Source organism: uncultured Roseobacter sp., from assembly GCF_947488185.1.
GTDB lineage: Bacteria > Pseudomonadota > Alphaproteobacteria > Rhodobacterales > Rhodobacteraceae > Roseobacter.
In genome coordinates this window covers 164,463-185,810 of the sequence record NZ_CANKYM010000004.1, presented here as the reverse complement: position 1 = coordinate 185,810, position 21,348 = coordinate 164,463, and the positions used below count along the sequence as shown (strand labels likewise).

Annotated in this window: 25 protein-coding genes; 5 read left to right on the top strand and 20 right to left on the bottom strand. The window is 61.1% G+C overall.

Going from position 1 to position 21,348, the window contains the following annotated elements:
- The first annotated feature begins 69 nt into the window (after nt 1–69).
- Nucleotides 70–1,188: an alanine dehydrogenase gene (ald, locus tag Q1A52_RS16545; RefSeq protein WP_300017817.1), complete on the top strand. Its 1,119-nt coding sequence runs from the start codon at nt 70–72 to the stop codon at nt 1,186–1,188.
- On the opposite strand, the gene Q1A52_RS16540 is transcribed toward ald, so the two are convergent.
- Nucleotides 1,178–2,077: a LysR family transcriptional regulator gene (locus Q1A52_RS16540; RefSeq protein WP_300017814.1), complete on the bottom strand. Its 900-nt coding sequence runs from the start codon at nt 2,075–2,077 to the stop codon at nt 1,178–1,180. The genes ald and Q1A52_RS16540 overlap by 11 nt on opposite strands.
- A gap of 101 nt (nt 2,078–2,178) precedes the next feature.
- Here Q1A52_RS16540 and Q1A52_RS16535 point away from each other — a divergent pair, with 101 nt between their 5' ends.
- Nucleotides 2,179–2,460, top strand: coding sequence for a DUF1330 domain-containing protein (locus Q1A52_RS16535; RefSeq protein ID WP_300017811.1), 282 nt, complete (start codon nt 2,179–2,181; stop codon nt 2,458–2,460).
- Between the two features lie 60 nt (nt 2,461–2,520).
- On the opposite strand, the gene Q1A52_RS16530 is transcribed toward Q1A52_RS16535, so the two are convergent.
- Nucleotides 2,521–3,603 (bottom strand): sodium-dependent bicarbonate transport family permease, encoded by a 1,083-nt coding sequence (locus Q1A52_RS16530; protein WP_300017808.1) that lies wholly within the window; start codon nt 3,601–3,603, stop codon nt 2,521–2,523.
- A gap of 71 nt (nt 3,604–3,674) precedes the next feature.
- Here Q1A52_RS16530 and Q1A52_RS16525 point away from each other — a divergent pair, with 71 nt between their 5' ends.
- Entirely contained in the window at nt 3,675–4,541 is an 867-nt protein-coding gene (locus tag Q1A52_RS16525) for a LysR family transcriptional regulator (RefSeq protein WP_300017804.1), read from the top strand.
- Nucleotides 4,542–4,597: 56 nt separating this feature from the next.
- Here Q1A52_RS16525 and mscL read toward each other — a convergent pair whose 3' ends face one another.
- Nucleotides 4,598–5,020: a large conductance mechanosensitive channel protein MscL gene (mscL, locus tag Q1A52_RS16520; RefSeq protein WP_300017801.1), complete on the bottom strand. Its 423-nt coding sequence runs from the start codon at nt 5,018–5,020 to the stop codon at nt 4,598–4,600.
- 142 nt (nt 5,021–5,162) lie between these two features.
- Between mscL and Q1A52_RS16515 the strand changes: the two genes are divergently transcribed.
- The gene (locus Q1A52_RS16515) at nt 5,163–5,867 is read left to right on the top strand and encodes a glutathione S-transferase N-terminal domain-containing protein (protein ID WP_300017798.1); all 705 of its coding nucleotides are present in this window, start codon (nt 5,163–5,165) and stop codon (nt 5,865–5,867) included.
- An 84-nt stretch (nt 5,868–5,951) separates the two neighbouring features.
- Here the strand turns inward: Q1A52_RS16515 and Q1A52_RS16510 are convergent, their stop codons facing one another.
- The 13 genes from Q1A52_RS16510 to pyk form a co-directional block, all read right to left on the bottom strand.
- Complete coding sequence (locus Q1A52_RS16510) at nt 5,952–6,401, bottom strand: YtoQ family protein (RefSeq protein ID WP_300017795.1); 450 nt, start codon at nt 6,399–6,401, stop codon at nt 5,952–5,954.
- Nucleotides 6,402–6,464: 63 nt separating this feature from the next.
- Complete coding sequence (gene pheT, locus Q1A52_RS16505) at nt 6,465–8,864, bottom strand: phenylalanine--tRNA ligase subunit beta (protein WP_300017792.1); 2,400 nt, start codon at nt 8,862–8,864, stop codon at nt 6,465–6,467.
- 85 nt (nt 8,865–8,949) lie between these two features.
- Nucleotides 8,950–9,762 carry a polyhydroxybutyrate depolymerase gene (locus Q1A52_RS16500; RefSeq protein ID WP_300017788.1) on the bottom strand — a complete coding sequence of 271 codons (813 nt, stop codon included), beginning with the start codon at nt 9,760–9,762 and terminating at the stop codon, nt 8,950–8,952.
- Nucleotides 9,763–9,818: 56 nt separating this feature from the next.
- Nucleotides 9,819–10,070: a hypothetical protein gene (locus Q1A52_RS16495; RefSeq protein WP_299779009.1), complete on the bottom strand. Its 252-nt coding sequence runs from the start codon at nt 10,068–10,070 to the stop codon at nt 9,819–9,821.
- Between the two features lie 38 nt (nt 10,071–10,108).
- Complete coding sequence (pheS, locus tag Q1A52_RS16490; RefSeq protein ID WP_300017785.1) at nt 10,109–11,182, bottom strand: phenylalanine--tRNA ligase subunit alpha; 1,074 nt, start codon at nt 11,180–11,182, stop codon at nt 10,109–10,111.
- A gap of 105 nt (nt 11,183–11,287) precedes the next feature.
- Entirely contained in the window at nt 11,288–12,016 is a 729-nt protein-coding gene (locus Q1A52_RS16485) for an amino acid ABC transporter ATP-binding protein (protein WP_300017782.1), read from the bottom strand.
- Entirely contained in the window at nt 12,003–12,812 is an 810-nt protein-coding gene (locus tag Q1A52_RS16480) for an amino acid ABC transporter permease (RefSeq protein WP_300017779.1), read from the bottom strand. The genes Q1A52_RS16485 and Q1A52_RS16480 overlap by 14 nt, the downstream gene beginning before the upstream one ends.
- A 4-nt stretch (nt 12,813–12,816) precedes the next feature.
- The gene (locus Q1A52_RS16475; RefSeq protein WP_300017775.1) at nt 12,817–13,626 is read right to left on the bottom strand and encodes an ABC transporter substrate-binding protein; all 810 of its coding nucleotides are present in this window, start codon (nt 13,624–13,626) and stop codon (nt 12,817–12,819) included.
- Nucleotides 13,627–13,748: 122 nt separating this feature from the next.
- Nucleotides 13,749–14,687, bottom strand: a complete 939-nt coding sequence (locus Q1A52_RS16470) for a lysophospholipid acyltransferase family protein (protein WP_300017772.1) — start codon at nt 14,685–14,687, stop codon at nt 13,749–13,751.
- 126 nt (nt 14,688–14,813) lie between these two features.
- Complete coding sequence (gene rplT, locus Q1A52_RS16465; protein WP_300017769.1) at nt 14,814–15,179, bottom strand: 50S ribosomal protein L20; 366 nt, start codon at nt 15,177–15,179, stop codon at nt 14,814–14,816.
- Between the two features lie 11 nt (nt 15,180–15,190).
- Nucleotides 15,191–15,391, bottom strand: coding sequence for a 50S ribosomal protein L35 (gene rpmI / locus Q1A52_RS16460; protein ID WP_299779019.1), 201 nt, complete (start codon nt 15,389–15,391; stop codon nt 15,191–15,193).
- Between the two features lie 129 nt (nt 15,392–15,520).
- Nucleotides 15,521–15,745, bottom strand: a complete 225-nt coding sequence (locus tag Q1A52_RS16455; RefSeq protein ID WP_299779021.1) for a hypothetical protein — start codon at nt 15,743–15,745, stop codon at nt 15,521–15,523.
- Nucleotides 15,746–15,779: 34 nt separating this feature from the next.
- Nucleotides 15,780–17,228: a pyruvate kinase gene (gene pyk, locus Q1A52_RS16450; protein ID WP_300017766.1), complete on the bottom strand. Its 1,449-nt coding sequence runs from the start codon at nt 17,226–17,228 to the stop codon at nt 15,780–15,782.
- A 225-nt stretch (nt 17,229–17,453) separates the two neighbouring features.
- Here pyk and Q1A52_RS16445 point away from each other — a divergent pair, with 225 nt between their 5' ends.
- A complete protein-coding gene (locus Q1A52_RS16445; protein WP_300017763.1) occupies nt 17,454–17,765 on the top strand; it encodes a DUF1244 domain-containing protein in 312 nt (103 codons plus the stop codon).
- Nucleotides 17,766–17,783: 18 nt separating this feature from the next.
- On the opposite strand, the gene Q1A52_RS16440 is transcribed toward Q1A52_RS16445, so the two are convergent.
- The 4 genes from Q1A52_RS16440 to dgcN are packed head-to-tail and all read right to left on the bottom strand — an operon-like array spanning nt 17,784 to nt 21,322.
- Nucleotides 17,784–18,644 (bottom strand): D-amino-acid transaminase, encoded by an 861-nt coding sequence (locus Q1A52_RS16440; protein ID WP_300017761.1) that lies wholly within the window; start codon nt 18,642–18,644, stop codon nt 17,784–17,786.
- A gap of 16 nt (nt 18,645–18,660) precedes the next feature.
- Nucleotides 18,661–19,302 carry an exonuclease gene (locus Q1A52_RS16435; RefSeq protein WP_300017758.1) on the bottom strand — a complete coding sequence of 214 codons (642 nt, stop codon included), beginning with the start codon at nt 19,300–19,302 and terminating at the stop codon, nt 18,661–18,663.
- The gene (dgcA, locus tag Q1A52_RS16430; RefSeq protein WP_300017755.1) at nt 19,303–20,268 is read right to left on the bottom strand and encodes an N-acetyl-D-Glu racemase DgcA; all 966 of its coding nucleotides are present in this window, start codon (nt 20,266–20,268) and stop codon (nt 19,303–19,305) included.
- Between the two features lie 52 nt (nt 20,269–20,320).
- Entirely contained in the window at nt 20,321–21,322 is a 1,002-nt protein-coding gene (dgcN, locus tag Q1A52_RS16425) for an N-acetyltransferase DgcN (RefSeq protein ID WP_300017752.1), read from the bottom strand.
- Nucleotides 21,323–21,348: the final 26 nt, after the last annotated feature.

The window sequence follows — 21,348 nt, the reverse complement described above, 5'->3', positions numbered from 1 at the left end:
CATCTTTGGTGCGACATTGCATATTGCTTGCTGTATTCCACACTCAAACATTTGGTGGAGGAGACACCCATGATTATCGGTTGCCCGACAGAGATCAAACCACAGGAATTCCGCGTCGGCATGACGCCCAACGCGGCACAGGAAGCGGTCAGTCACGGGCACGATGTGCTCATTCAAGCCGGTGCCGGTGCGGGCGCCGGTTTCGAAGATTCAGACTACACCGCGGCTGGCGCGCGGATCATCGACACCGCGGCAGAGATTTTCGCCACGGCCGACATGATCGTGAAGGTCAAGGAACCGCAGGCTGGCGAGCGCAAGATGCTGCGCAAGGACCAGCTGCTCTTTACCTATCTGCATCTCGCGCCCGATCCCGATCAAACCCATGATCTGCTGGCCTCCGGGGCCACCTGCATCGCCTACGAAACCGTGACCGATGATCGCGGTGGCCTGCCCCTGCTCGCCCCGATGTCGGAAGTGGCCGGGCGGCTGGCGCCGCAGGTCGGGGCCTGGACCCTGCAAAAGGCCAATGGCGGCCGGGGCGTGTTGATGGGCGGCGTGCCGGGCGTTGGCCCCGCGCGGGTCGTCGTCATTGGCGGCGGTGTCGTAGGCACCCACGCGGCCAAGATCGCCGCAGGCATGGGCGCGGATGTCACCGTGCTCGACCGGTCGCTGCCGCGCCTGCGCTACCTCGACGATGTCTTTGGTGGCACGTTCAAGACCTCCTACGCTTCGGCGGGCAATACCATCGAACTGGCCCGCGCCGCCGATATGATCATCGGCGCCGTACTGATCCCCGGCGCCGCCGCGCCAAAACTGATCAGCCGCGCACAGCTGAGCGAGCTCAAACCGGGGGCGGCGCTGGTCGATGTGGCCATCGACCAGGGGGGATGTTTCGAGACCTCCAAAGCCACCACCCATCAGGACCCGGTCTATGCGGTGGGCGGGATCATGCACTACTGCGTGGCGAATATGCCAGGGGCCGTCGCGCGCACCTCGACGATCGCGCTCGGCAACGCCACGATGCCCTTCATGCTGGCCTTGGCCGACAAAGGGTGGCGTCAGGCCTGCACCGACGATCCCCACCTGATGAACGGGCTGAACGTACACGCCGGTCAGCTGACCTACTACGCGGTCGGCAAGGCCCTCGGCATTGACGTGATTTCGCCAAGCGTCGCCATCAAGGGCTAACCGGCTGGGCTGGCATGCGCCCCTCGAAAAGGGGGCGCAATGCATGAATGCGGGCCGCGGCGAAATTGGTGAACGTGGTCACCTTCCGCGTCCCGCGCAAATCAGCATGCGTGAGCACCCAGAGGGGCCGATAGGGCAATAGCGGCACCCGCGCGAGCCGCTCGATCCCCGGCTCCGCGTCACCGATGAAACAGGGCATGCGCGTCGCCCCCATACCGGCCCGCACTCCGGCAAGAGCCGCATACATGTCGTCAACGGTTAGCGTCACGCGGCGGTTGGGCCATGCCTGTTTCAAGACCTCCGGCGGCCCGGGCCAATGGGCGAACCGGATCCAGTCCAGCGGCTGGGACGGATCCGTGCGCATCCGCTCTGCCTGCGCGCCTGAGACATAGACCGCCGCCGCCTGTTCCGTCACACGCCGCCCCACAAGCGTATCACCAGGCGTGTCCGAAATGCGAAACGCCACGTCCGCTTCATGGGCCGCGAGGTTAAGCTGCCGGTTTGCGGCGATCACCTTGAGATCAATCGCCGGATACAGTTCCTTGAAGGCCCGCAGATGCGCGGCCAGAAAACGCTCCACCAAAAGCTGCGGCGCGGTCACGGTCAAGGCACCGCTCAACTGCTGATCGCGCGCGCTCAGACTGCGGCTCAGATCATGGCTCGCGACCTCCATCCGTTCTGCCATCCGCGCGGCTTCCAAGCCGGCGTCCGTGGGCCTATACCCCCCCGGTGCACGGTCAAAGAGGCGCGCGCCCATGGCCGTCTCCGCCGCTGCAATCCGGCGTGACACCGTGGCATGATTGACCTTGAGCGCCCGCGCCGCACCGCTGAGCCCACCGTGCCGCACGGTTTCCAGTACAAATCGCATGTCATTCCAGTTCAGCGCCATCCGATCATTTATGCACATCGTAGACGCAATGTTGAGCAGTTTTCGTTCATGTTGGCAGACCCTATTCTTGACCGGGTTCATGACAGGAGAGGAACGGATCGATGACCGCATATGCATTTGTCACGCTGGACGTGACAGACCCGGACAAGCTTGCCGCCTATCGCGATGTGGCGGGCGACGCGCTGGCAAAGCACGGGGGGAAAGTGCTGCAGGCCTCTGCATCGCCGTCCATTCTGGAGGGGGATATCGCCGCACCCCAAATGGCGGTCGTGCTTGAATTCGAGACCCGTGAAGGGGCCGAAAACTGGCGTGCCGATCCGGACCTGGCCGAGACACATGCGTTGCGCACCGGATCCGGCAGAACGTCGATCACGTTGCTGTAGTGCCAAAAGAAAAACCCGCGCTGTTGAGGCGCGGGTTCTTCGGTTGGTGCGTGTTCAGGTTCAGAACCCGATGAACACATCGGCCAGCGCCATGAAGAGCGGGATGCTGAGGATGGCCACCGGCGTGCCCAGCCCGGTGGACGCCCCCACATAAGCCGACGGGTTCGCCTCAGGCAGCGCACCCCGCATGGTCGGCGGGCCCGAAATGTCCGAACTGGAGGCCGCCATGATAGACAGCAGCACGACGCCACCCGCGGAAAATCCGGTCAGGTGATGTGCCAACATTCCCAACCCAAAACCCATCAGACCGTGAATGATCGGGGCCGTCAGACCGTAGAGCACATAGGCATGGGCCACCTTGCGCAGCTCCGACAGGCGCGACCATGCCTCCATGCCCATCACCAGCATCAGGATCGACAGCAGGCCCCGGAAGAGCGGTTCGTAGAAACTCTGGTAGACCGCTTCAGGCCGCGCGAAGAGGCCGATGGCGATGCCAAGCAACAAGGCGGAGATTGCCGGGCTGCGGAAGGTGTCGACCAGAATGCCCCGCACGATGTCAGCATCGAAGCCCCCACCGGAGCCCTGCCCGCCGCCGACGGTCACAGTGCCACTGGACTGCATGGCCGAGGCCGTCCGCCGTTCCGCGCTCATGCGGGCCAGAACGATGGCAGTGACGAGCGCCGCAATATCCATGAAGGGATAGAGCGCGCCGATAAACCCTTCGTAGAAAATCCCCTCGGCATCCAACATCGCCATGCCCGCTGCCAGCGTCGAGGCCGAAACCGCGCCAAAGAGACCTGCGGTCGCCATACCGTCCATTTTGGAAACACCACGCCAACGGGCGAGCGTTCCGCTGCCGAGCAGGACAATCCCGATCCCCACAGCCGCCGCGCAAAGAGCTGGCACGGCCAACGCAATGAGGTCGGCCTCACGCACGGAGATGCCCGCGCCCAGCCCTACCTTCAGCAGGAGCAGCATGACAATGAATTTGTAGACCGGGTCCGGTACCTCGAGCTTGCTGCCGAGGGCGGCCAGCATCATGCCCCCCAGAAGGAACGCCAATGTCGGTTTTTGCATCTGCGCCAGCATCGTGCTGGCAACGTCGATCACGATGTCCATCACCGTCTCCTTGGTTGTGTTCAACGTGATATGGCGCAGGCGCAAGACGAAATAAAATATATCTTTATTGATAAAACGTTCTATTATTTAGAACTATGGACACGCTCAATTACCATCACCTGCGGTATTTCCGGGAAGTGGCAAACGACGGGAACCTGACGCGCACGGCGGCGCGGGTAAACCTGTCGCAATCTGCGCTCTCGACCCAAATTCGCACGCTGGAAGACCGTCTCGGGCACGCCTTGTTCGATCGGGTGGGGCGTCAACTGGTACTGACCGAAGTGGGCCGGATCGCGCTGGACCACGCGGACCGCATTTTCGGCACTGGCGAAGAGTTACTGGCGGTCTTGCAAGGCGCCGGGGCCGCCTCACAACCCCTGCGGGTTGGCGCGCTCTCCACATTGTCGCGTAACTTTCAGATGCGGTTTCTCAAGCCGGTTCTTGGGTCGTCCGAGACACAGGTAATCCTTAAATCAGGCAGCGATACCGTGTTGTTTGACGCTCTCACCTCTCTGGCGCTCGACGTTGTTCTAACAACCGAAGCGCCCTCCCGCCCCGAGATGACGGCCCACCGGATCGCAGAGCAAACGATCGGCGTGCATGGCGACCCGTCTCGCATGGGGTACCGCAGTCTCAAGGACATGCTTGCACAGGAGCCGTTGATCGTTCCGACCGACAACTCCATCCGGACCGGGTTCGACAGCCTGATTGCCCGATTGGATGTGTCGCCCCGCATCGTAGCGGACGTGGATGACATGGCGATGGTGCGCCTGCTGGCGCGTGAAAACGTCGGGCTGGCCATCGCCCCGTCGGTGGTCCTGGCAGATGAAATCGCATCCGGCCGCCTGAAAACGGCGCCTTTTGATCTCAACATCGTGGAGAGTTTTTTCGCCGTCACCGTGCAGCGCAGCTTTCCACACCCTGTGCTGGATACGCTGTTACACGAACCGCTCCAGACATAGAAAAACCCGCGTCTTTTCAAACGCGGGTTTCGGGGGTCCTGCCGTACAGTGCAGGCTTACTTTTTCAGCGCGTCACGGATTTCCAGCAGCACGTCCAGTTCGGACGGTCCTTTTGGCTCCTCCGGTGCCGCCTCTTCTTCCTTTTCAGCAGCCTCCTTGATCCGGTTGACCATCTTCACCAGCAAGAAAACAACGAAGGCCACAATCAGGAAATTGATGATCGCCATGACAAATTTGCCCACGGCAAATACGGGCACGCCGGCTTCCGTCGCTGCCTCGATGGAGGCGAAAGTCTCTTCACCCATCACGTAGAACCAGCCGGAGAAATCGATGCCCCCGGTGAACAATGCGATAATCGGGTTGATCAGGTCGCCCACCAGCGATGTGACGATCGCGGTGAATGCCGCCCCGATGATGATACCCACGGCCATGTCCATGACATTGCCCTTGGCGATAAAGTCTTTGAATTCGTTGATCATTAGTGTCCCTCACTCTGTCTTCAGGCCTGCTTTTGCATTGTGCCTCTGTGCGTCTGTTAACACATCGCTGCGCGCTGGCGAGACTGTTTTTAGGGGGAAATCCGCCTAAGTCTTACCCGGTTATGGAAACAGGAGATGCCTTATGGCCGATTTATCCACCCTCAAGATCACCGATAGATGGCCGGCAAAGGACCCCAGCGTCCTGCAGCTCTATTCCTTTCCGACCCCAAATGGGGTGAAGGTTTCCATCGCGCTGGAAGAAATGGGCATCCCTTACGAGGCGCATACTGTGACGCTGTCGGATGCAGATGTGAAAAGCCCCGAGTTCCTGTCGCTGAACCCGAACAACAAGATTCCGGCGATTGTTGACCCCAATGGTCCGGGGGGCGCACCGCTGGCGCTTTTTGAGAGCGGGGCCATTCTGATCTATCTTGCTGAAAAGTCAGGGAAGCTCATCGGTGCGGATCCTGCGGAAAAAGCGCGGATTGTGCAGTGGGTGATGTTCCAAATGGGCGGCCTGGGTCCGATGTTCGGGCAATTGGGGTTCTTCTACAAGTTCGCGGGATCGCAATGGGAAGACAAGCGCCCGCAGCAACGCTACATTGATGAAGCCAAACGGCTTTTGAGCGTGCTGGACGGCGAGCTGGACGGCAAGATCTGGATTGCCGGGGAATACTCCATCGCCGACATCGCCATTGCGCCCTGGCTGCGCGCGCTGGATTTTTACGGTGCGAAGGAAGCCGTTGGTTTCGCTGATTACAAAAACGCAGCGACCTATCTGGAGCGTTTCCTGGACCGCCCGGCGGTCGAGAAAGGGTTGCAAATCCCGCCTCGTGAGCCTGCGTAAGGGAAAAAGAACGGCGGCCTGAAGCCCGCCCTACCTGCTGCAGGTTGGGGGGGTGTCAGGCCGCTTTCCGGTCCATCGTCGGTCCTATTGCGGCAGGCTGCCGGTGAGGACGTAGCGCAGGATATCCACGACCTGTGCAGGCTCTTGCGCCACAGCCAAAGCGGCCGCATCCACTTCCTTCAAGGCGTGGGCATGATCCGGCCCGTGCAGGATGATCAGCGATTTGCCCAAGGCGGCGGCATAGCCTGCATCGAATGCCGCATTCCACTGTTTGTACTGATCGCCAAAACGCACAACCACCACATCCGCCTCTGCAATGCCCTTGCGTGTACGGATTGCGTTGACCATCGCGCCCTTGTGGTCGTGCCAGTATTTGTTGTCCTCGGCCCCGAGGACGGCGACACCGCAGTCGTCGCTGGCGGCGTGATCGGTCACGGGGCTGTCAAAGCTCACGTCCAACGAAGCGGCGCCCGTCATGATCTGCTCCCGCCAGTCCGTGTGAATTTCACCGGACAGATACACTTTTAACGTCATCTCATTCTCCCTGCTGCTGAGCGTGAAACTGACAGGTAGGCCAGCCGTCTGTGATGTCCCCTACTATCCGCGCAGCACACCGCCTGTGGCCTTGGTCACTTTGTCGACAACCTTGGCGCTGACGGCTTCGATGTCGGCATCCTTCAAGGTCTGGGAGACCGGCTGCAGCCGCACGGTCAGCGCTAGGGATTTCTTGCCCTCGCCCAAGCTGCCACCAATGAATTCATCAAAAATGCGCACGTCTTCGATCAACGCCTTGTCTGCCCCCATCGCGGCATTGACCAGCGTCAGCGCTTCGACCTCTGCATCCACGACAAAGGCAAAGTCACGCTCGACCGCCTGCAGATCGCTGATGTCCAACGCGGGCCGAGTGGCACCGGCCTTGCGCGGCATCGGGATCTCTTCGGGCCAGAGGGTGAAGGCCATTGCCGGTCCCTTCACATCCATCGCGTCGAGCACGCGAGGGTGCACTTCGCCAAAGACGCCCAGCACCTTCTTGGGCCCCAGACAGATCATGCCATGGCGACCGGGGTGCCACCATTCCCGCGCACCGCGCAGGATCTGCACGCGCGCCGGGGCGCCCATCGCCGCCAGCACCGCTTCGGCATCCGCCTTGACGTCGAAAACATCGACCGGACGGGAGGCACCCTGTACGTCCTTGGGCCCGGTGCGCCCCACCAGCAGGCCGGTGATCAGTGTATGTTGCTCCCCCGGCTCGCCGCCGTGGAACGCCGGACCCACTTCGAAAAGGGCAAGGTCTGCGAAGCCGCGCGCCTGATTGCGCGACGCGGCCTGCAAAAGGCCCGGCAGCAGCGCTGGCCGCATGTGGCTCATGTCGCTGCTGATCGGGTTTTCCAGCTGCGTCGTGTCTTCGCCGCCACCAAAAAGCGCCGCAGACGCCTGATCGATAAAGGTGTAGCTGACGCATTCGTTGTAGCCGAGCGCAGCGCAGGTACGCCGCCCAATCGCCTCGCGCCGCTGCGCCGGGGACAGGACCGGTTTCGGCACACCGGCAGCCAGCCGGGGCAGGGGCGTGCCCCGCAACTTGGTCAGGGAGGCAATGCGCGCCACCTCTTCGACCAGATCGGCTTCGCCCTGAACGTCCGGGCGCCAGCTGGGCACATGGGCCATGTTGCCTTCGAGGATGAAGCCCAGAGAGGTGAGGGTCTGGCGCTGTTCGCTTTCCGGGATATCCATGCCGACAAGCGATCGCACCCGCGCCGCATCCAGTTTGTAGGCGCGGTCGGTGTTGGGAATTTTGCCCGCAACGATCACTTCGGAAGCTTCACCCCCCGCGTGGTCGAGGATCATCCGCGTCGCATGCTCGATGCCGTAGGGTGTCCAGGCCGGATCAATGCCACGCTCGAAGCGGTAGCGCGCATCCGAATTGATCTTGAGCGCGCGTCCGGTGTAGGCGGTGCGGACCGGATCGAAATAGGCCGCCTCAAGGAAGACATTCGTTGTCTCTTCGGTACAGCCAGACGCCATGCCGCCCATGACGCCACCAATGCTTTCGACGCCGTCAGCATCTGAAATCAGCGTCATCCCCTCCTCGAAAGTGTATTCCTTCTCGTCGAGGCCAACCAGAGTTTCGCCGCCCTTTGCACGGTGCACGCGCAGGGCATTTCCCGCGATCTTATCCGCGTCAAAGACGTGCAGCGGGCGGTTGCGGTCATAGGTGAAGAAATTCGTCACATCCACAAGGAAGGAGATCGGCCGCAAACCAATCGCGCGCAGATGATCCTGCAGCCACTTGGGCGACGGGCCGTTTTTCACCCCCCGGATCACACGTCCGTAGAAAACCGGGCATTGTTCCAGCGTGTCGCCGTCGATGGTGACGGACACCGGGCAGTCGAAGGTGCCCTCTACCGCATCGACATCGCGTTTCTTGAGCTTGCCGAGCCCCCGGGCGGCCAGATCACGGGCAATGCCCCGCACGCCCAGCGCGTCAGGTCGGTTTGGCGTGATCGCGATTTCAATCACCGGATCGACTTTCGCGGGGTCATTTTCCGCCAGCCAATCCACAAAGGACTGCCCGACCTCGCCCGTATCCAATTCGATGATGCCATCGTGTTCGTCGCTGAGTTCCATCTCACGCTCTGACGCCATCATGCCAAAGCTCTCGATCCCGCGGATTGTGCCGACGCCAATGGTGGTGTCGATCCCCGGCACGTAGACGCCCGGTTTGGCGACGACAACGGTGATGCCTTCCCGCGCGTTCGGCGCGCCGCAGATGATCTGTTTGACACCTTCGTCCGTCTCCACCTGGCAGACGCGCAGCCGGTCGGCATCGGGATGTTTTTCGGCGGATTTCACATAGCCGATGGCAAAATCACGCAGCCGCGCGCCCCGATCCTCGACGCCTTCAACCTCCAGCCCGAGGTCGGTCAGCGCATAGAGAATCTCATCCAGCGTTGCGGTCGTGTCCAAATGGTCTTTCAACCAGGAGAGCGTGAATTTCATGAGGGATCACCGGCATCAAATCGTTTCCGCGCCCTGATAGCCGAAAGCGATCAGGGGGGAAAGCCATTGCTGGGCCCTGCCCGCATCAAGGATAGGAGGGCGGCAGGTCCAGCAATTCGTCGAGCTGGCGCGCGATCCAGCCATGCGGGATGAAATGACCACCGGGATGCACATCAAGGCTGACGCGCCCGGTCTCGCAACTGGTCCAGACGGTGCGCTCAAGCGTAAGGAACGGCACCTGCTGCCACGGGCCTGTTGCGGTCCCCGCGCCACAGCCAAATTTCTCACGCCAGAGAGCGACCGCGTGGTCCTGCTCCCCCTGCGGTCCGTAAGGGTATTCCAGCACCGGATCATTGAGCCCGTAGACCTGACGCACCTCGCGCGGCGCGGTGTCACAGACCTCATCCTGGTCCAGCGTCCCGGAAATCGCCAAGAGCGCCGCGACATCCGCGCCATCCTCGCAGACAAACCGCCAGGCCATGTTGCTGCCCCAAGAATAGCCCGAGACATAGACCTGATTGGCGCTCACCGGGAAGCGTGCTTTCACATCCTCAAGCACGGCACGGGCAAAATCGACATCCGCAGAGCCCGCACGCCAGAAATCCCATGTCTTGCGCAGCCCATTTGGAGCAACGAGCAGAACACCACGTTTGCGGGTCGCGCCCGAGATCCGCTGGTGATTCACCGGCAAGGCACCGGTGCGCTGCCATCCATGTAAATGCATCACCACGGGCAAAGCCGAAGTGCCATCCCAGTCATCCGGTAGTTTGATGTGATAGGAGCGATCCCCGAGTTGGCAGGGCACGTCCTCGTGGCACTCTCCTTTCCACGGGCCCATCGCGGCGGCAGCATGAGAAAGGAAAGCGAGCAGAAACAGCGGAACAAGACGATACATCATATCCGCACTCTACGCACCGCTTGCGCGGTGTCACATCACTTCCGCGTAAGCGCCCGTCACAGGGAGTTGGGCACCTGCTCGTCGTCCTCGACGTCGTGCCGGGATGTCGCAAGCCACCGGTCCACAAGCAGGATCGGCGCCAGGACAACCGTCCATCCGGCAACATTCAAGACCGTAAAGACGATCTTGAGATCGCGAGGCATATCAGACAGCCACATAAACACATGTGCCAGGATGATCAGGCACAGCATAACTGTCACAAGCAAGACGCGAAAACCCCGGTCGGGCGTGTGTTCTTCCTCTACCATAGCGGGAATATAGCACGGTAAAACCGAGACGTCGACGCTTACCTGCTCAGCCCGCCATGAAGGTTGGGTTGATCGAGGCTGGCAAAGCCGTAGTGGCGCAACCAGCGCAGGTCGCTGTCGAAAAAGGCCCGCAGGTCCGGAACGCCGTATTTCAGCATGGCAATGCGGTCGATGCCCATGCCAAAGGCAAAGCCCTGCCAGGCGTCGGGATCGATGCCCCCCGCGGCGAGCACCTTGGGGTGCACCATGCCGGAGCCGAGAATTTCCAACCAGTCATCGCCTTCGCCGATTTTCAGCGTGCCGCCCTCCCAGGAACAGCGGATGTCAACCTCGGCAGAGGGTTCGGTGAAGGGGAAATGCGAGGCGCGGAACCGCAGATCGACACCCTCCACCTCGAAATAGGCCTTCACGAATTCCTCCAGCACCCATTTCAGGTGCGCCATGGAGATATCCTTGTCGATGGCCAACCCCTCCACCTGATGGAACATCGGCGTGTGGGTCTGATCGTAGTCCGCGCGGTACACCCCCCCGGGGCAGATGATGCGCAGGGGGGCGCCCATCTTCTCCATCGACCGGATCTGGACCGGAGAGGTATGGGTCCGCAGCACATGTGGCGGGCGGTTGTCGCCTTCGGCCCGGTGCATGTAGAACGTGTCCATCTCTGCGCGGGCGGGGTGATGTCCAGGGATGTTCAACGCGTCGAAATTGTACCAATCGGTGTCGATGCGCGGGCCTTCGGCGACCGAAAACCCCATTTCCGCAAAGATCGCGGTGACCTCTTCCGTGACCTGGCTGATCGGGTGGATGGTGCCCTGACGCGTGCCGCGCGCAGGCAAGGTCACGTCCAGCCACTCCTCGCGCAGCCGCGCATCGAGCGCGGCGTCCGCGAGGGCCGCCTTTTTGGCGGCCAGCGCCGAGTTGATCTCGTCTTTCAAGGCATTGAGCGCTGGACCAGCCGTTTGCCGTTCCTCGGGGGTCATCTTGCCAAGCTCGCGCATCTTCAGCGCAACCTCACCCTTTTTCCCCACGGCGGCGAGCCGGATGCTCTCCAGCGCGGATTCGTCGCCGGCTTCCGCAATCTGGCCCAGATATTTTTGCTTGAGATCGTCCATCTCTGCCTCGCTTGTCACAGGTCCGCCGGTGCTAGCAGAATGATCACCGATTGCAAGACAAGCGAAAGGTGCAATGTCACCGGGCCGCCTGCTGAACCCTGAAAATTACCGCAAGACCGAGCGTAGGAATGCCTGTGTTCGTGCCACCTCGGGGGCGGTGAATATCTGCTCTGGTGGGCCTTCCTCCACGATCACGCCACCATCCATGAAACAGACACGATCCGCCAGTTCGCGGGCAAAACCCATCTCGTGGGTTGCCAGGATCATCGTCATGCCTTCACTGCGCAGCTGACGCAGGACGTTCAGCACCTCCCCCACCAACTCCGGATCAAGGGCCGCTGTGATCTCGTCAAAGAGCATGATCTCGGGCTGCATGGCCAAGGCGCGGATCACAGCCACACGCTGTTGCTGACCGCCGGACAGCTGATCGGGGTACTTGCGCATGTGCTGCGCCAGCCCGAACCGCTCGAACAGCGCCTCGGCCCGCGCTGTGCCATCCTCGCCCAGCACGCGGCGCGGCGCGAGCAGCACGTTGTCCAGCGCCGATATATGCGGGAAAAGGTTGTAGGACTGGAACACGATGCCAATGCGCCGCCGCACCGGTCCCAGATCGAGACCCGGCTCAGAGATATCCAGCCCGTCCAGCCAGACAGTGCCATCATCAATCGGTTCCAGCTGGTTGATACAGCGCAGCAGCGTGGATTTGCCGGACCCGGACGCGCCAATCAGGCAAATCATCTCGCCCGCCGCCACGTCCAGATCGATGCCGCGCAGGACCTGATTGTCACCGAAGGATTTGTGCACGCCGCGCAGGGACAGCTTAGCTTCGGGCATCGCGGTCCCTGTTCAGCAGGTGGTCGGCGTAGCGTGTGGCCGGAACAGTCACGGCGAGGAAGATGACAGCGGCAACCACATAGGGCGTGAAGTTTGCCAGCAGGCTTTTGTAGATGCCCGCCTGCCGCAGGATTTCCACTGGACCAATGAAGGACAGCAGCGCCACATCCTTTTGCAGCGCCACCAGCATGTTCATGTTTGCAGGCACCACACGGCGAATGGCCTGCGGCAGGATGACATAGCGCATTGTGTCGCGTTCGCTGAGACCGAGGCAGATGGCGGCATTGCGCTGGCTGGCGTGGATGCTTTCGATGCCGGAGCGCAGCACTTCGGCGATATAGGCCGAATAGGTCAGCACCAACGCCACGGTCCCCCAGATGTAGGGTGAATTCCATGGGCGCGGCAGGCCAAGGCCCGGCACGCCGAAACCGATCAGGTAGATGGTCAGCACCACCGGCACGCCGCGAAAGATGTCGACGTAGACGGCCCCAAAAATACGCAGCGGGAAAAGCGCCGGGGCCCGCGCGCCGCGCGCCAGGGCAATCGCAAGACCCAGCCCGAGGATGAGCGGCACCGACCAGGCAAAGATCATCACGTCGATCAGGAAGGCCTGCAGCAGCGTCGGGAAGGTCTGCACAAATACGCCGCCGTCGAAAAAGCTGGCCTTGACCGCAGGCCAGCCGGGTGCAAGCGGCACCATCAGGATGATCGCGGCCAGCACGGCAAACGTACTAACGCCCGCCACGGCCAGCGCGCGCCGCCGCTGCGCCGCCTCATATGCTTGTCTGCGGTTCATCGATTTACTGGATCAGGGGAACGCCTGTCGCCTGCTGCAACCACTCCGCTTCGATGCTGGCCAGGGTGCCATCTGCCTTCATCGTCGAAAGCGCAGCATCTACGCATTCCTTGAGCGGGTTGCCTTCAGTCATCAGCATGCCGAAGTGATCGGGATTGGCGCTCTCATCGGGCGGGAATTGGCCCAGCACCTTACCGCCCTCCAGAACCACGGCTGACAGGTAGAGTGCGGTCGGCAGATCAAAAAGGGCGGCATCCACCTGCCCCGCTTTCATGGCTTCGACCACATTTGCGTTGTCATCGTAAACCAATGGGCTTGCAGAGGGGGAGATCTCCTCCATCACCACGGGCAGCGCCGTGGTCGAGGCCACAACACCCCATTTCAGTGTTTTCATCGCCTCCATGCTCACGTCGATCCCGTCGCCACCACGCACAAGAACAGCCATGGGTGCGGTGTAATAAGGGTCGGAAAAATCAACGACCTTGTCACGTTCCGCCGTGATCGAGAACTGCTGCATGTTCAGATCGAAATCCTTGGCGCCGGGCTGGATGGCCTGATCAAAGGAGGTACGGGTCCAGACCACATCGGCGGCGTCGAACCCCATTTCGGTTGCCAGCGCGTAGGCCACGGCGGCTTCAAACCCCTCTCCGCTTTCAGGCGCATCATCAATGACCCACGGGTAATACGCCGGGTTGCCGGTGGCGACTGTCAGTTTGCCCTCGGCCAGCGTCTTGCCGTCTGCGCAGCTTTCCGCCACAGCGGTCCCAGCCAGCAGAATGGTCCCTAAGGCGGCAGATGTCATAAGTCTCAGCATGGATCGGTTCTCCCCGTTTTTTGAATGCGCACTTGTCAAAGGTTATCCCCTCGCGCGTGCCGCTGCGCAAGCTTGTCGGGTGTAGGGGCGCACATCGGCGGGACCCCTGCCCGAATTTGTCGCTACTGTGCCTTCCAACGGCGGTGCACCCAAAGCCACTGTGCCATGTTGGCGCGCACCTGCGCTTCGAGACTGTCATTCAAGGCCTGTGTCATCTCCTCAGGCGTTGTGTGCGGGATCGGCGTTTCCAAAACCACCTTGAAGCTCAAGCCATCGGGTTGCCGGATGCCGTAGCAGGGCACCAGCAGGGCGTCGTAGCGCAGCGCCAGTTCCGCCGCCGACAACGCCGTGTAGGCCGTCTTCCCAAAAAATTTCAAAGGCGCACCTGCCGTCATATGCTGATCGATCAGCAGCGCAATCGCATTGCCAGCCTTGAGGAATTTGACCATCTCCCCCATGCCGCGGCGTCCGCGCAGAAACAGCGGGGTGCCCACCTGGCTGATGCGCGAGACGTAGAAATCATTGAAACCCTTGTAGTTCATGCTTCGATACAGCCCGCCAACCTGGTGACCGCGCTGGATCAGCTTGGACCGCACAATGTCGTAATTGCCGATATGCCCCGACACCAGAATGATCGGACGCCCCGTGTCGCGGGCCGCGTCCACCGCCGCGATACCTTCTCCGGTGATCGGGGTGTTTCGGGCAGTCTCGACCAGTTTTCTGGGCGAAAACAATTCACACAGGGTGCGCCCGATCTGGTCGGGCACGTCACGGGTCATTTGCTCGACGTCGTCTTCCGGCATGTCCGGAAAGATGAAGTGCATGTTGTCGCGTATCCGCCCACGGTACCCGATGAGCGGGGCGACCAAGCGCGAGATCACCCACCCGCCCACCGGAATGCGGGTTTGATACGGCAACAGGGTGAGCGACCGGATGACACCGATGATCAATGCGCTGACGATCCGATCTTTCAGACCGACATCCTCGTCATTTTTGGAAAGGGGTTTACCTGTTGCCGCCATTGCGCTTTCGCGATTGTTCAGATGTCGAGCTTGTACCATTTAATGGCGTCGGCTCAAGAGCCGTTGGCACCGCGGGCCCTGGAAAGCCGCAGCCACACACCGATCCCACATAAAAAAAGCCGCCCCAGCGCGGAGCGGCTTTTTGGAAATTCAGTATTGTGCGGCTCAGGCGGCGAGAGCGTCCTGCGCCTGTTTCATGATCGCAACGAACGCGTCGGGCTCGTGCACAGCGAGATCGGCCAGAACCTTGCGGTCTACCTCGATACCGGCCAGCGACAGGCCGTTGATGAAACGGCTGTATGTCAGCGCCTCGTCGTGGCTGCGCACAGCTGCGTTGATCCGCTGGATCCACAGCGCGCGGAAATTGCGCTTGCGGTTCTTGCGGTCACGCGTGGCGTATTGGTTGGCCTTGTCGACGGCCTGGCGCGCGACTTTGAAAGTACTCTTGCGACGACCGTAATAACCTTTGGCGGCCTTGATGACCTTCTTGTGACGGGCGTGGGTGACTGTACCACCTTTAACTCGGGACATATCGGCTCTCCTTAACGGTCGTAGGGCATAAAGCCCTTGATGATCTTGGCATCGGGTGCGGACAATTCAGTTGTGCCCCGCGCGTTCCGGATAAATTTGCGGCTCCGCTTGATCATGTTATGCTGTTTGCCAGCCTGACCGCCGATGACCTTGCCAGTGGCCGTCACCTTGAAGCGCTTTTTGGCGCTCGATTTCGTCTTCATCTTGGGCATTTCCGTCTCCTGATCTTTGGGTCGGTTTCCGCACGACTCGGCATGCCACTTGAGCCGGACGTGCGATAAGAAGCTGCGTATAGGAGGTTGCGCCCGTGTTGGCAAGAGAAGATGCGCCTCTGCCCCGCCTTACGGCAGGTATTTAACAAAGACATTCACGAAGGTCTTGGGCAACGACGCTGCCGTGTACCCTACTTCGGACGTTGTTGCCGCATAGACGATCAGTCCGGTCGCCAGCAAAACTGTCAGCGCCGACGCGCGTGGCGGACGCCGATCAACCAGAGCCGAATAGATCGAAATAATCGAAAACACCCCAATGATGATGCCCAGCACCATCGCTGTGTCGGCATCCATAGCCCCACCTTCCCGTTTTTTCCCCGGGAAAAGGTTACTCTGGATCGGTGTTGAAAATCAAACGTTCGTCACAGGGCGCAACCCTGAGAATATTGGTGCTCCCGGGGACGTTGAAGGGCACACCCGCCGTCACCACAATCTGATCTTCCGGGCCCGCATAGCCTTGGGCACGTGCGGCCTTGGCCGAGGCAACCACCGCCATCTTGAACCGTTCCAGAACATCCGTGATCACGCAATTCGTGCCCCAAGTCAGTGTCAGGCGACGCGCCGTGGATTTCAGCGGTGTCATCGTCAGGATCGGCACCATGGGCCGCTCCCGCGCCACCAGCGCCGCCGTGGTTCCGCTTTGCGAAAAGCAACAGATCGCCTTGATATCCGTTTTCTCGGCGATTTCGCGCGCCGCAGAAACGATGGCATCCGCAATCGTTGTGCCGGGCGCATCCCGCGAGGCGACCATGATCTGCGCATAGGTCGGGTCCTGCTCGACTTCGGTGGCAACGTTGTTCATGGTTGTCACCGCCTCCATCGGATAATCACCCGCTGCCGACTCCGCGCTCAGCATGACGGCATCCGCCCCCTCGTAGATGGCCGTCGCCACGTCCGAGACTTCGGCGCGCGTCGGCATCGGGCTTTCGATCATGCTTTCCAGCATCTGCGTGGCGACGATCACCGGTTTGGCGGCAGAGCGACACTTGCGCACCAGACGCTTCTGGATTGGTGGTACGTTCTGAACCGGCAGTTCCACCCCCAGATCGCCACGCGCAACCATGACCCCATCGCTGACCTTCAGAATATCGTCAAAATTCGACACAGCCGCCGGTTTCTCGATCTTGCTGAGGATCGCGGCACGACCATTCGCAAGATCAGAGGCTTCCAGAACGTCTTCGGGCCGCTGCACAAAGCTCAGCGCCAGCCAGTCGACGCCCAGATCGCAGACAAACTCCAGATCCTTGCGATCCTTGTCAGAGAGCGCGGCCAGAGGCAGCACCACATCCGGCACGTTCACGCCCTTGCGGTTGGAAATCACACCGCCCGCGATCACCGTGCAGTCGGCAAAATCCGCACCGCAGGCATCTACTTTCAGGCGGATCTTACCATCATTCACCAGCAGGCTTGCGCCCGGTTCCAGCGCGGCAAAAATCTCCGGATGGGGCAGGTTCACACGGGTCGCATCGCCGTCTGCCTTATCAAGGTCCAGACGGAACGCCGCACCCTCTTCCAGCATCTCGCCCTCTTCATTGGCGAACACGCCAACGCGCAGTTTTGGCCCCTGCAGGTCCGCCAGAATGCAGATGCTGCCGCCGGTGTCTTCTTCGATCTGGCGGATGATCTTGTGCTTTTCGCGTATCTCTTCGTGGCTGCCGTGGCTCATATTGAGGCGAAACACATCCGCGCCCGCGAGGTGCAGCGCGTGGATCGTCTCATAGTCTTCGGAGGCCGGCCCCAGTGTGGCCACGATCTTTACATTGCGCGAGCGTCTCATTTTCCTGTCGTTCCTTCGTCCTGTAACTGCCAGCGGGTTGTTACCGCTAACGGGATTGCGCACCTTATGTCGCATGATGCGCCACGGGGCAACTGTGCTGATCCTGAAACGTCTGAATAAAACCTTGATGACATGCAAGATGCACAAGCTGCAAGCGCTCGCATACGGTTGACAGTGGGCTGCGCCACCCCAATCTAGAGGAGAGCTACAAAGGAGCCTACCCCCGTGCCCAGCCAGACCGAGATCGAACTTCAGGCCGCCGCCTTTCGCCGCCTGCAGAAGCATTTGATGCAAGACCGAACCGATGTACAGAACATCGACATGATGAACCTGGCCGGTTTCTGCCGCAACTGTCTGAGCCGCTGGTATCAGGAAGCAGCCGCCGAGAAGGGCATCGAGATGGGCAAGGACGAGTCGCGCGAGCTGTTCTACGGTATGACCATGGCAGAATGGAAAGCCAACTACCAGACCGACGCGACCGGCACCCAGCAGGAAGCGTTCAAGAAGGCCTTTGCGGAAAACGTGGGAAAGGAATAGGAGCCGGACCCCCTATTCTCAGACCGCCGCTTTCAGGCTCTCTTCCAGATAAATCTCGCGCAGACGAGGCGCTACACGCCCCGGCATGCCGTCGCCCAAAGCGATGCCATCAATTTCCACCACTGGCATGACAAATGTGCTGGCAGAGGTGATGAAGGCTTCATCCGCCTCTTTTGCCTCGTCGATGGTAAAGTTGCGCTCTTCCACTTCCATCTGCGCTTCCTGCGCAAACCGCAACACCGCGGCCCGGGTGATCCCGTGCAGGATGTCGTTCGACAGGGCCCGCGTGATGATCTTGTTGCCCTTTACGATATAGGCGTTGTTGCTGGTGCCTTCGGTGACATAGCCATCCTCGATCATCCAGGCGTCATCGGCGCCGACCTTCTTGGCCATCATCTTGCCCATCGACGGGTAGAGCAGTTGCACCGTCTTGATGTCACGCCGGCCCCAGCGGATATCTTCGATGCTGATGACCTTCATGCCTTTCTTGGCCGCGGGGCTATCCGCCAGACCGGGCTTGTTCTGAGTAAACAGGACAATGGTCGGCGTGGTTGTTTCCGGATCCGGGAAGGCAAAATCCCGATCTCCCGGCGCGCCGCGGGTGATCTGCAGGTAGATCATGCCCTCATCAATATCATTCACGCGGACAAGCTCGCGGTGCACCTCCAGCAGGTCGTCCTTGCTGATCGGGCTGCGCATCTCCAGCTCATCAAGTGAGCGCTGCAGGCGCACGGCATGACCCTCAAAGTCGATCAGCTTGCCGCCCAGAATGGAGGTCACTTCGTAGACACCATCCGCCATTAAAAACCCACGGTCAAAGATGGAGACACGCGCTTCGGTCTCAGGCACGTAGTCGCCGTTCACATAGACAGTCCGCATCGATAGTCTCCTTTTCTCAGATCCGTCGCTGGTCAGCGACGTTACAGTGCCGTGCCACATCTAGGGCGGTTAAACGCCCGGACGCAAGCAGGTGTTGCAAGGCAATCGCGACCGAGTTTGCATCCCCCCTTGCGTCATGAGCCGGGCCCGGATCGGTCAGGTCAAAATGCTTGCAGATCGTGTTGCTGCGCAGGGTTTCGACCACCTCCTGCGGCTCGCCCGCCTGCACAACAAGGGGTACCGCCGAACGGAAACGTGCCGCCGGAACGGGTGAGGCCTCGTCCCGCACAAAGAGGGTCGCGGCGAGGCTCAATAGCTCATCCTTACCCCATGCCAGCAGGGGTGCACCCTCGGCGAAATCGTCGAGTGCAGCCAGTGCTGTGCAGAGCGCCACACCCTCTGACGTCACCCTGTCCTCGGTAATCCCGGTGAGCTTCGTGACAAGCGGGTGCAAGGACACCCGTGTGCCGTCGCGATCCAGCGGCAGGACATACCAGCCAACGGGCGTGGAGAGGGTAAAGGGCGGGTCGAGCGAAAGACGTACTGCACCGATCTGGATGGTCAAAGGGTCCGGGTCCGTCGGCCCGCACCAGAAGCGTTGCGGCGCACCGGGGGCGGTCAAAAACTCGCAATCATAGATGACAACCGACACCAGCATTTATCCCCAGAGCGCGGCGTTGGACGGATGAACGCCCGCCGCATCGAATTGCAGTGGTACGTCCCGGTCTTCGCCCAGCAAGAGCGGGCCATCCAGATCCGTGACCATGGCGCCTTGTGCCAGTAAGACCGCGGGGGCCATCGCCAGGCTGGACCCGACCATACAGCCGATCATGATGTCATAGCCCTGCGCCAGACCCTCGCTGCGCAGCGCAAGCGCTTCCGTCAGACCACCCGCCTTGTCGAGCTTGATGTTGATCACATCGTACTTGTCTTTGAGCTTGGGCAGGCTGGCCCGGTCATGGCAGCTCTCGTCGGCACAGACGGGCACGGGCCGGTCCAGCCCGATCAACGCATCGTCTTCTCCGGCGGGTAGTGGCTGTTCAACCAGCGCCACGCCCAGACGCACCAGATGCGGTGCCAGATCGGCGTAGACCTCCGCGCTCCAGCCTTCGTTGGCATCCACGATGATCTTTGCGTTCGGGGCACCTGCACGCACCGCTTCGAGCCGTGGCATATCGTCGGGCGTGCCGAGTTTGATCTTCAAAAGCGGTCTGTACGCGTTCTCAGCCGCCTGCGCCTGCATCTTCCCGGGGCTATCCAGCGACAGGGTATAGGCGGTGATCTCCGGCCCCGGCGCGGGCAGCCCGGCCAGTTCCCACGCCCGTTTGCCCGCGCGTTTCGCCTCGAGATCCCACAGCGCGCAATCCACCGCGTTGCGCGCGGCGCCTGCTGGCAGAAGGTCCTGCAAGGCGGCACGTGTCAGATCATCCGGCAGCCCTTCGATTTCTGCGGTCACACTCTCCAGCGTCTCATCATAGCGGGCGTAGGGCACACATTCGCCCCAGCCTTCGTGCTGCCCGTCAGTGATCCGCACGGTCAGCACATTGGCCTCTGTCCGCGACCCGCGACTGATCGTGAAAACCTGAGCGAGACGAAACACATCCCGGCTGACCTTGATATGCATGTCCGCGCCTTCTTCTCTCTTCAAATACCCAAGACCACGATATAGGCCGCTATCAGATCGTCAGCAACGAATCCACCAGCTTGCCCGCCCCAAAGCGGAACGGATCGGTTGCGGGCAGGTTCATGCGGTCTTCGATCTCCTGCAAGCACGCCCTTGCTGCGGCCTCATCCAGGGCCTTGGTGTTCACCGAGACACCTGCGATCTGACAATTGGCATTGGCAACACGCGCAATCGGCAGCGCCGTATCCCGCAGCGTCTCCAGAGACGGCAGCGTGTAGTGCGGCAGGCCCCGCATATGCGTCCGGGTGGGTTCATGACAAAGGATCAGCGCGTCAGGCTGGCCACCATGGATCAACGCCATGGTCACACCCGAATAAGAGACATGAAAGAGACTGCCCTGCCCTTCGATGTGATCCCAGTGATCTTCATCGTTGTCGGGCGTCAGATATTCAACCGCACCCGCCATGAAATCGGCGATCACCGCATCCAGCGGCACGCCCTTACCCGTGATCAGGATGCCAGTCTGCCCGGTTGCCCGGAAATCGGACTTCATCCCGCGCTTGAGCATCTCAGCGTCCATCGACATCGCCGTGTACATCTTGCCACAGGAGCAATCGGTGCCAATCGCCAGCGCGCGCTTGCCGGTCCGTTTCTGACCATTTGCAATCGGATAGGCCACACTGGGCACCCGCACATCATGCAGCGTGCCACCGTTGACCTTGGCCGCTGCCTGCAACGCGTCCTCGTTGCGCAGCAGGTTGTGCAGCCCGGCAGCGATGTCATAACCCATCTGCAGCGCCTTGACCAAAACCACCTGCCATTCGTCCGAGATCACGCCGCCCCGGTTGGCCACGCCAATCACCAGCGTCTTGGCACCCGCGTTCAGCCCATCTTCGAGCGTCATATCCGTGAGGCCCATATCCGCGCCGCAACCCGGCAAACGGAACTGACCGACGGCGTTTTCGGGACGCCAGTCCTTGATGCCCTGCGCCACCTTGGCGGCAAGCTGGTCCGGTGCGTCACCGAGGAACAAAAGGTAAGGTGTCTGGATCATGGTTAAGCCTCCGTCAGATTTGCTGC

Bases quoted from the DNA above. Each gene is read 5' to 3' on its own strand.
- rpmI (WP_299779019.1), bottom strand. From the start codon at position 15,391: ATGCCCAAGATGAAGACGAAATCGAGCGCCAAAAAGCGCTTCAAGGTG.
- Q1A52_RS16515 (WP_300017798.1), top strand. From the start codon at position 5,163: ATGGCCGATTTATCCACCCTCAAGATCACCGATAGATGGCCGGCAAAG.
- mscL (WP_300017801.1), bottom strand. From the start codon at position 5,020: ATGATCAACGAATTCAAAGACTTTATCGCCAAGGGCAATGTCATGGAC.
- pheS (WP_300017785.1), bottom strand. From the start codon at position 11,182: ATGGACGATCTCAAGCAAAAATATCTGGGCCAGATTGCGGAAGCCGGC.
- Q1A52_RS16435 (WP_300017758.1), bottom strand. From the start codon at position 19,302: ATGCTGGTGTCGGTTGTCATCTATGATTGCGAGTTTTTGACCGCCCCC.
- Q1A52_RS16500 (WP_300017788.1), bottom strand. From the start codon at position 9,762: ATGATGTATCGTCTTGTTCCGCTGTTTCTGCTCGCTTTCCTTTCTCAT.
- pheT (WP_300017792.1), bottom strand. From the start codon at position 8,864: ATGAAATTCACGCTCTCCTGGTTGAAAGACCATTTGGACACGACCGCA.
- Q1A52_RS16535 (WP_300017811.1), top strand. From the start codon at position 2,179: ATGACCGCATATGCATTTGTCACGCTGGACGTGACAGACCCGGACAAG.
- Q1A52_RS16440 (WP_300017761.1), bottom strand. From the start codon at position 18,644: ATGCGGACTGTCTATGTGAACGGCGACTACGTGCCTGAGACCGAAGCG.
- pyk (WP_300017766.1), bottom strand. From the start codon at position 17,228: ATGAGACGCTCGCGCAATGTAAAGATCGTGGCCACACTGGGGCCGGCC.
- Q1A52_RS16480 (WP_300017779.1), bottom strand. From the start codon at position 12,812: ATGAACCGCAGACAAGCATATGAGGCGGCGCAGCGGCGGCGCGCGCTG.
- dgcN (WP_300017752.1), bottom strand. From the start codon at position 21,322: ATGATCCAGACACCTTACCTTTTGTTCCTCGGTGACGCACCGGACCAG.
- Q1A52_RS16455 (WP_299779021.1), bottom strand. From the start codon at position 15,745: ATGGATGCCGACACAGCGATGGTGCTGGGCATCATCATTGGGGTGTTT.
- Q1A52_RS16485 (WP_300017782.1), bottom strand. From the start codon at position 12,016: ATGCCCGAAGCTAAGCTGTCCCTGCGCGGCGTGCACAAATCCTTCGGT.
- dgcA (WP_300017755.1), bottom strand. From the start codon at position 20,268: ATGCATATCAAGGTCAGCCGGGATGTGTTTCGTCTCGCTCAGGTTTTC.
- Q1A52_RS16475 (WP_300017775.1), bottom strand. From the start codon at position 13,626: ATGCTGAGACTTATGACATCTGCCGCCTTAGGGACCATTCTGCTGGCT.
- Q1A52_RS16540 (WP_300017814.1), bottom strand. From the start codon at position 2,077: ATGGCGCTGAACTGGAATGACATGCGATTTGTACTGGAAACCGTGCGG.
- ald (WP_300017817.1), top strand. From the start codon at position 70: ATGATTATCGGTTGCCCGACAGAGATCAAACCACAGGAATTCCGCGTC.
- Q1A52_RS16525 (WP_300017804.1), top strand. From the start codon at position 3,675: ATGGACACGCTCAATTACCATCACCTGCGGTATTTCCGGGAAGTGGCA.
- Q1A52_RS16470 (WP_300017772.1), bottom strand. From the start codon at position 14,687: ATGGTACAAGCTCGACATCTGAACAATCGCGAAAGCGCAATGGCGGCA.
- rplT (WP_300017769.1), bottom strand. From the start codon at position 15,179: ATGTCCCGAGTTAAAGGTGGTACAGTCACCCACGCCCGTCACAAGAAG.
- Q1A52_RS16510 (WP_300017795.1), bottom strand. From the start codon at position 6,401: ATGACGTTAAAAGTGTATCTGTCCGGTGAAATTCACACGGACTGGCGG.
- Q1A52_RS16495 (WP_299779009.1), bottom strand. From the start codon at position 10,070: ATGGTAGAGGAAGAACACACGCCCGACCGGGGTTTTCGCGTCTTGCTT.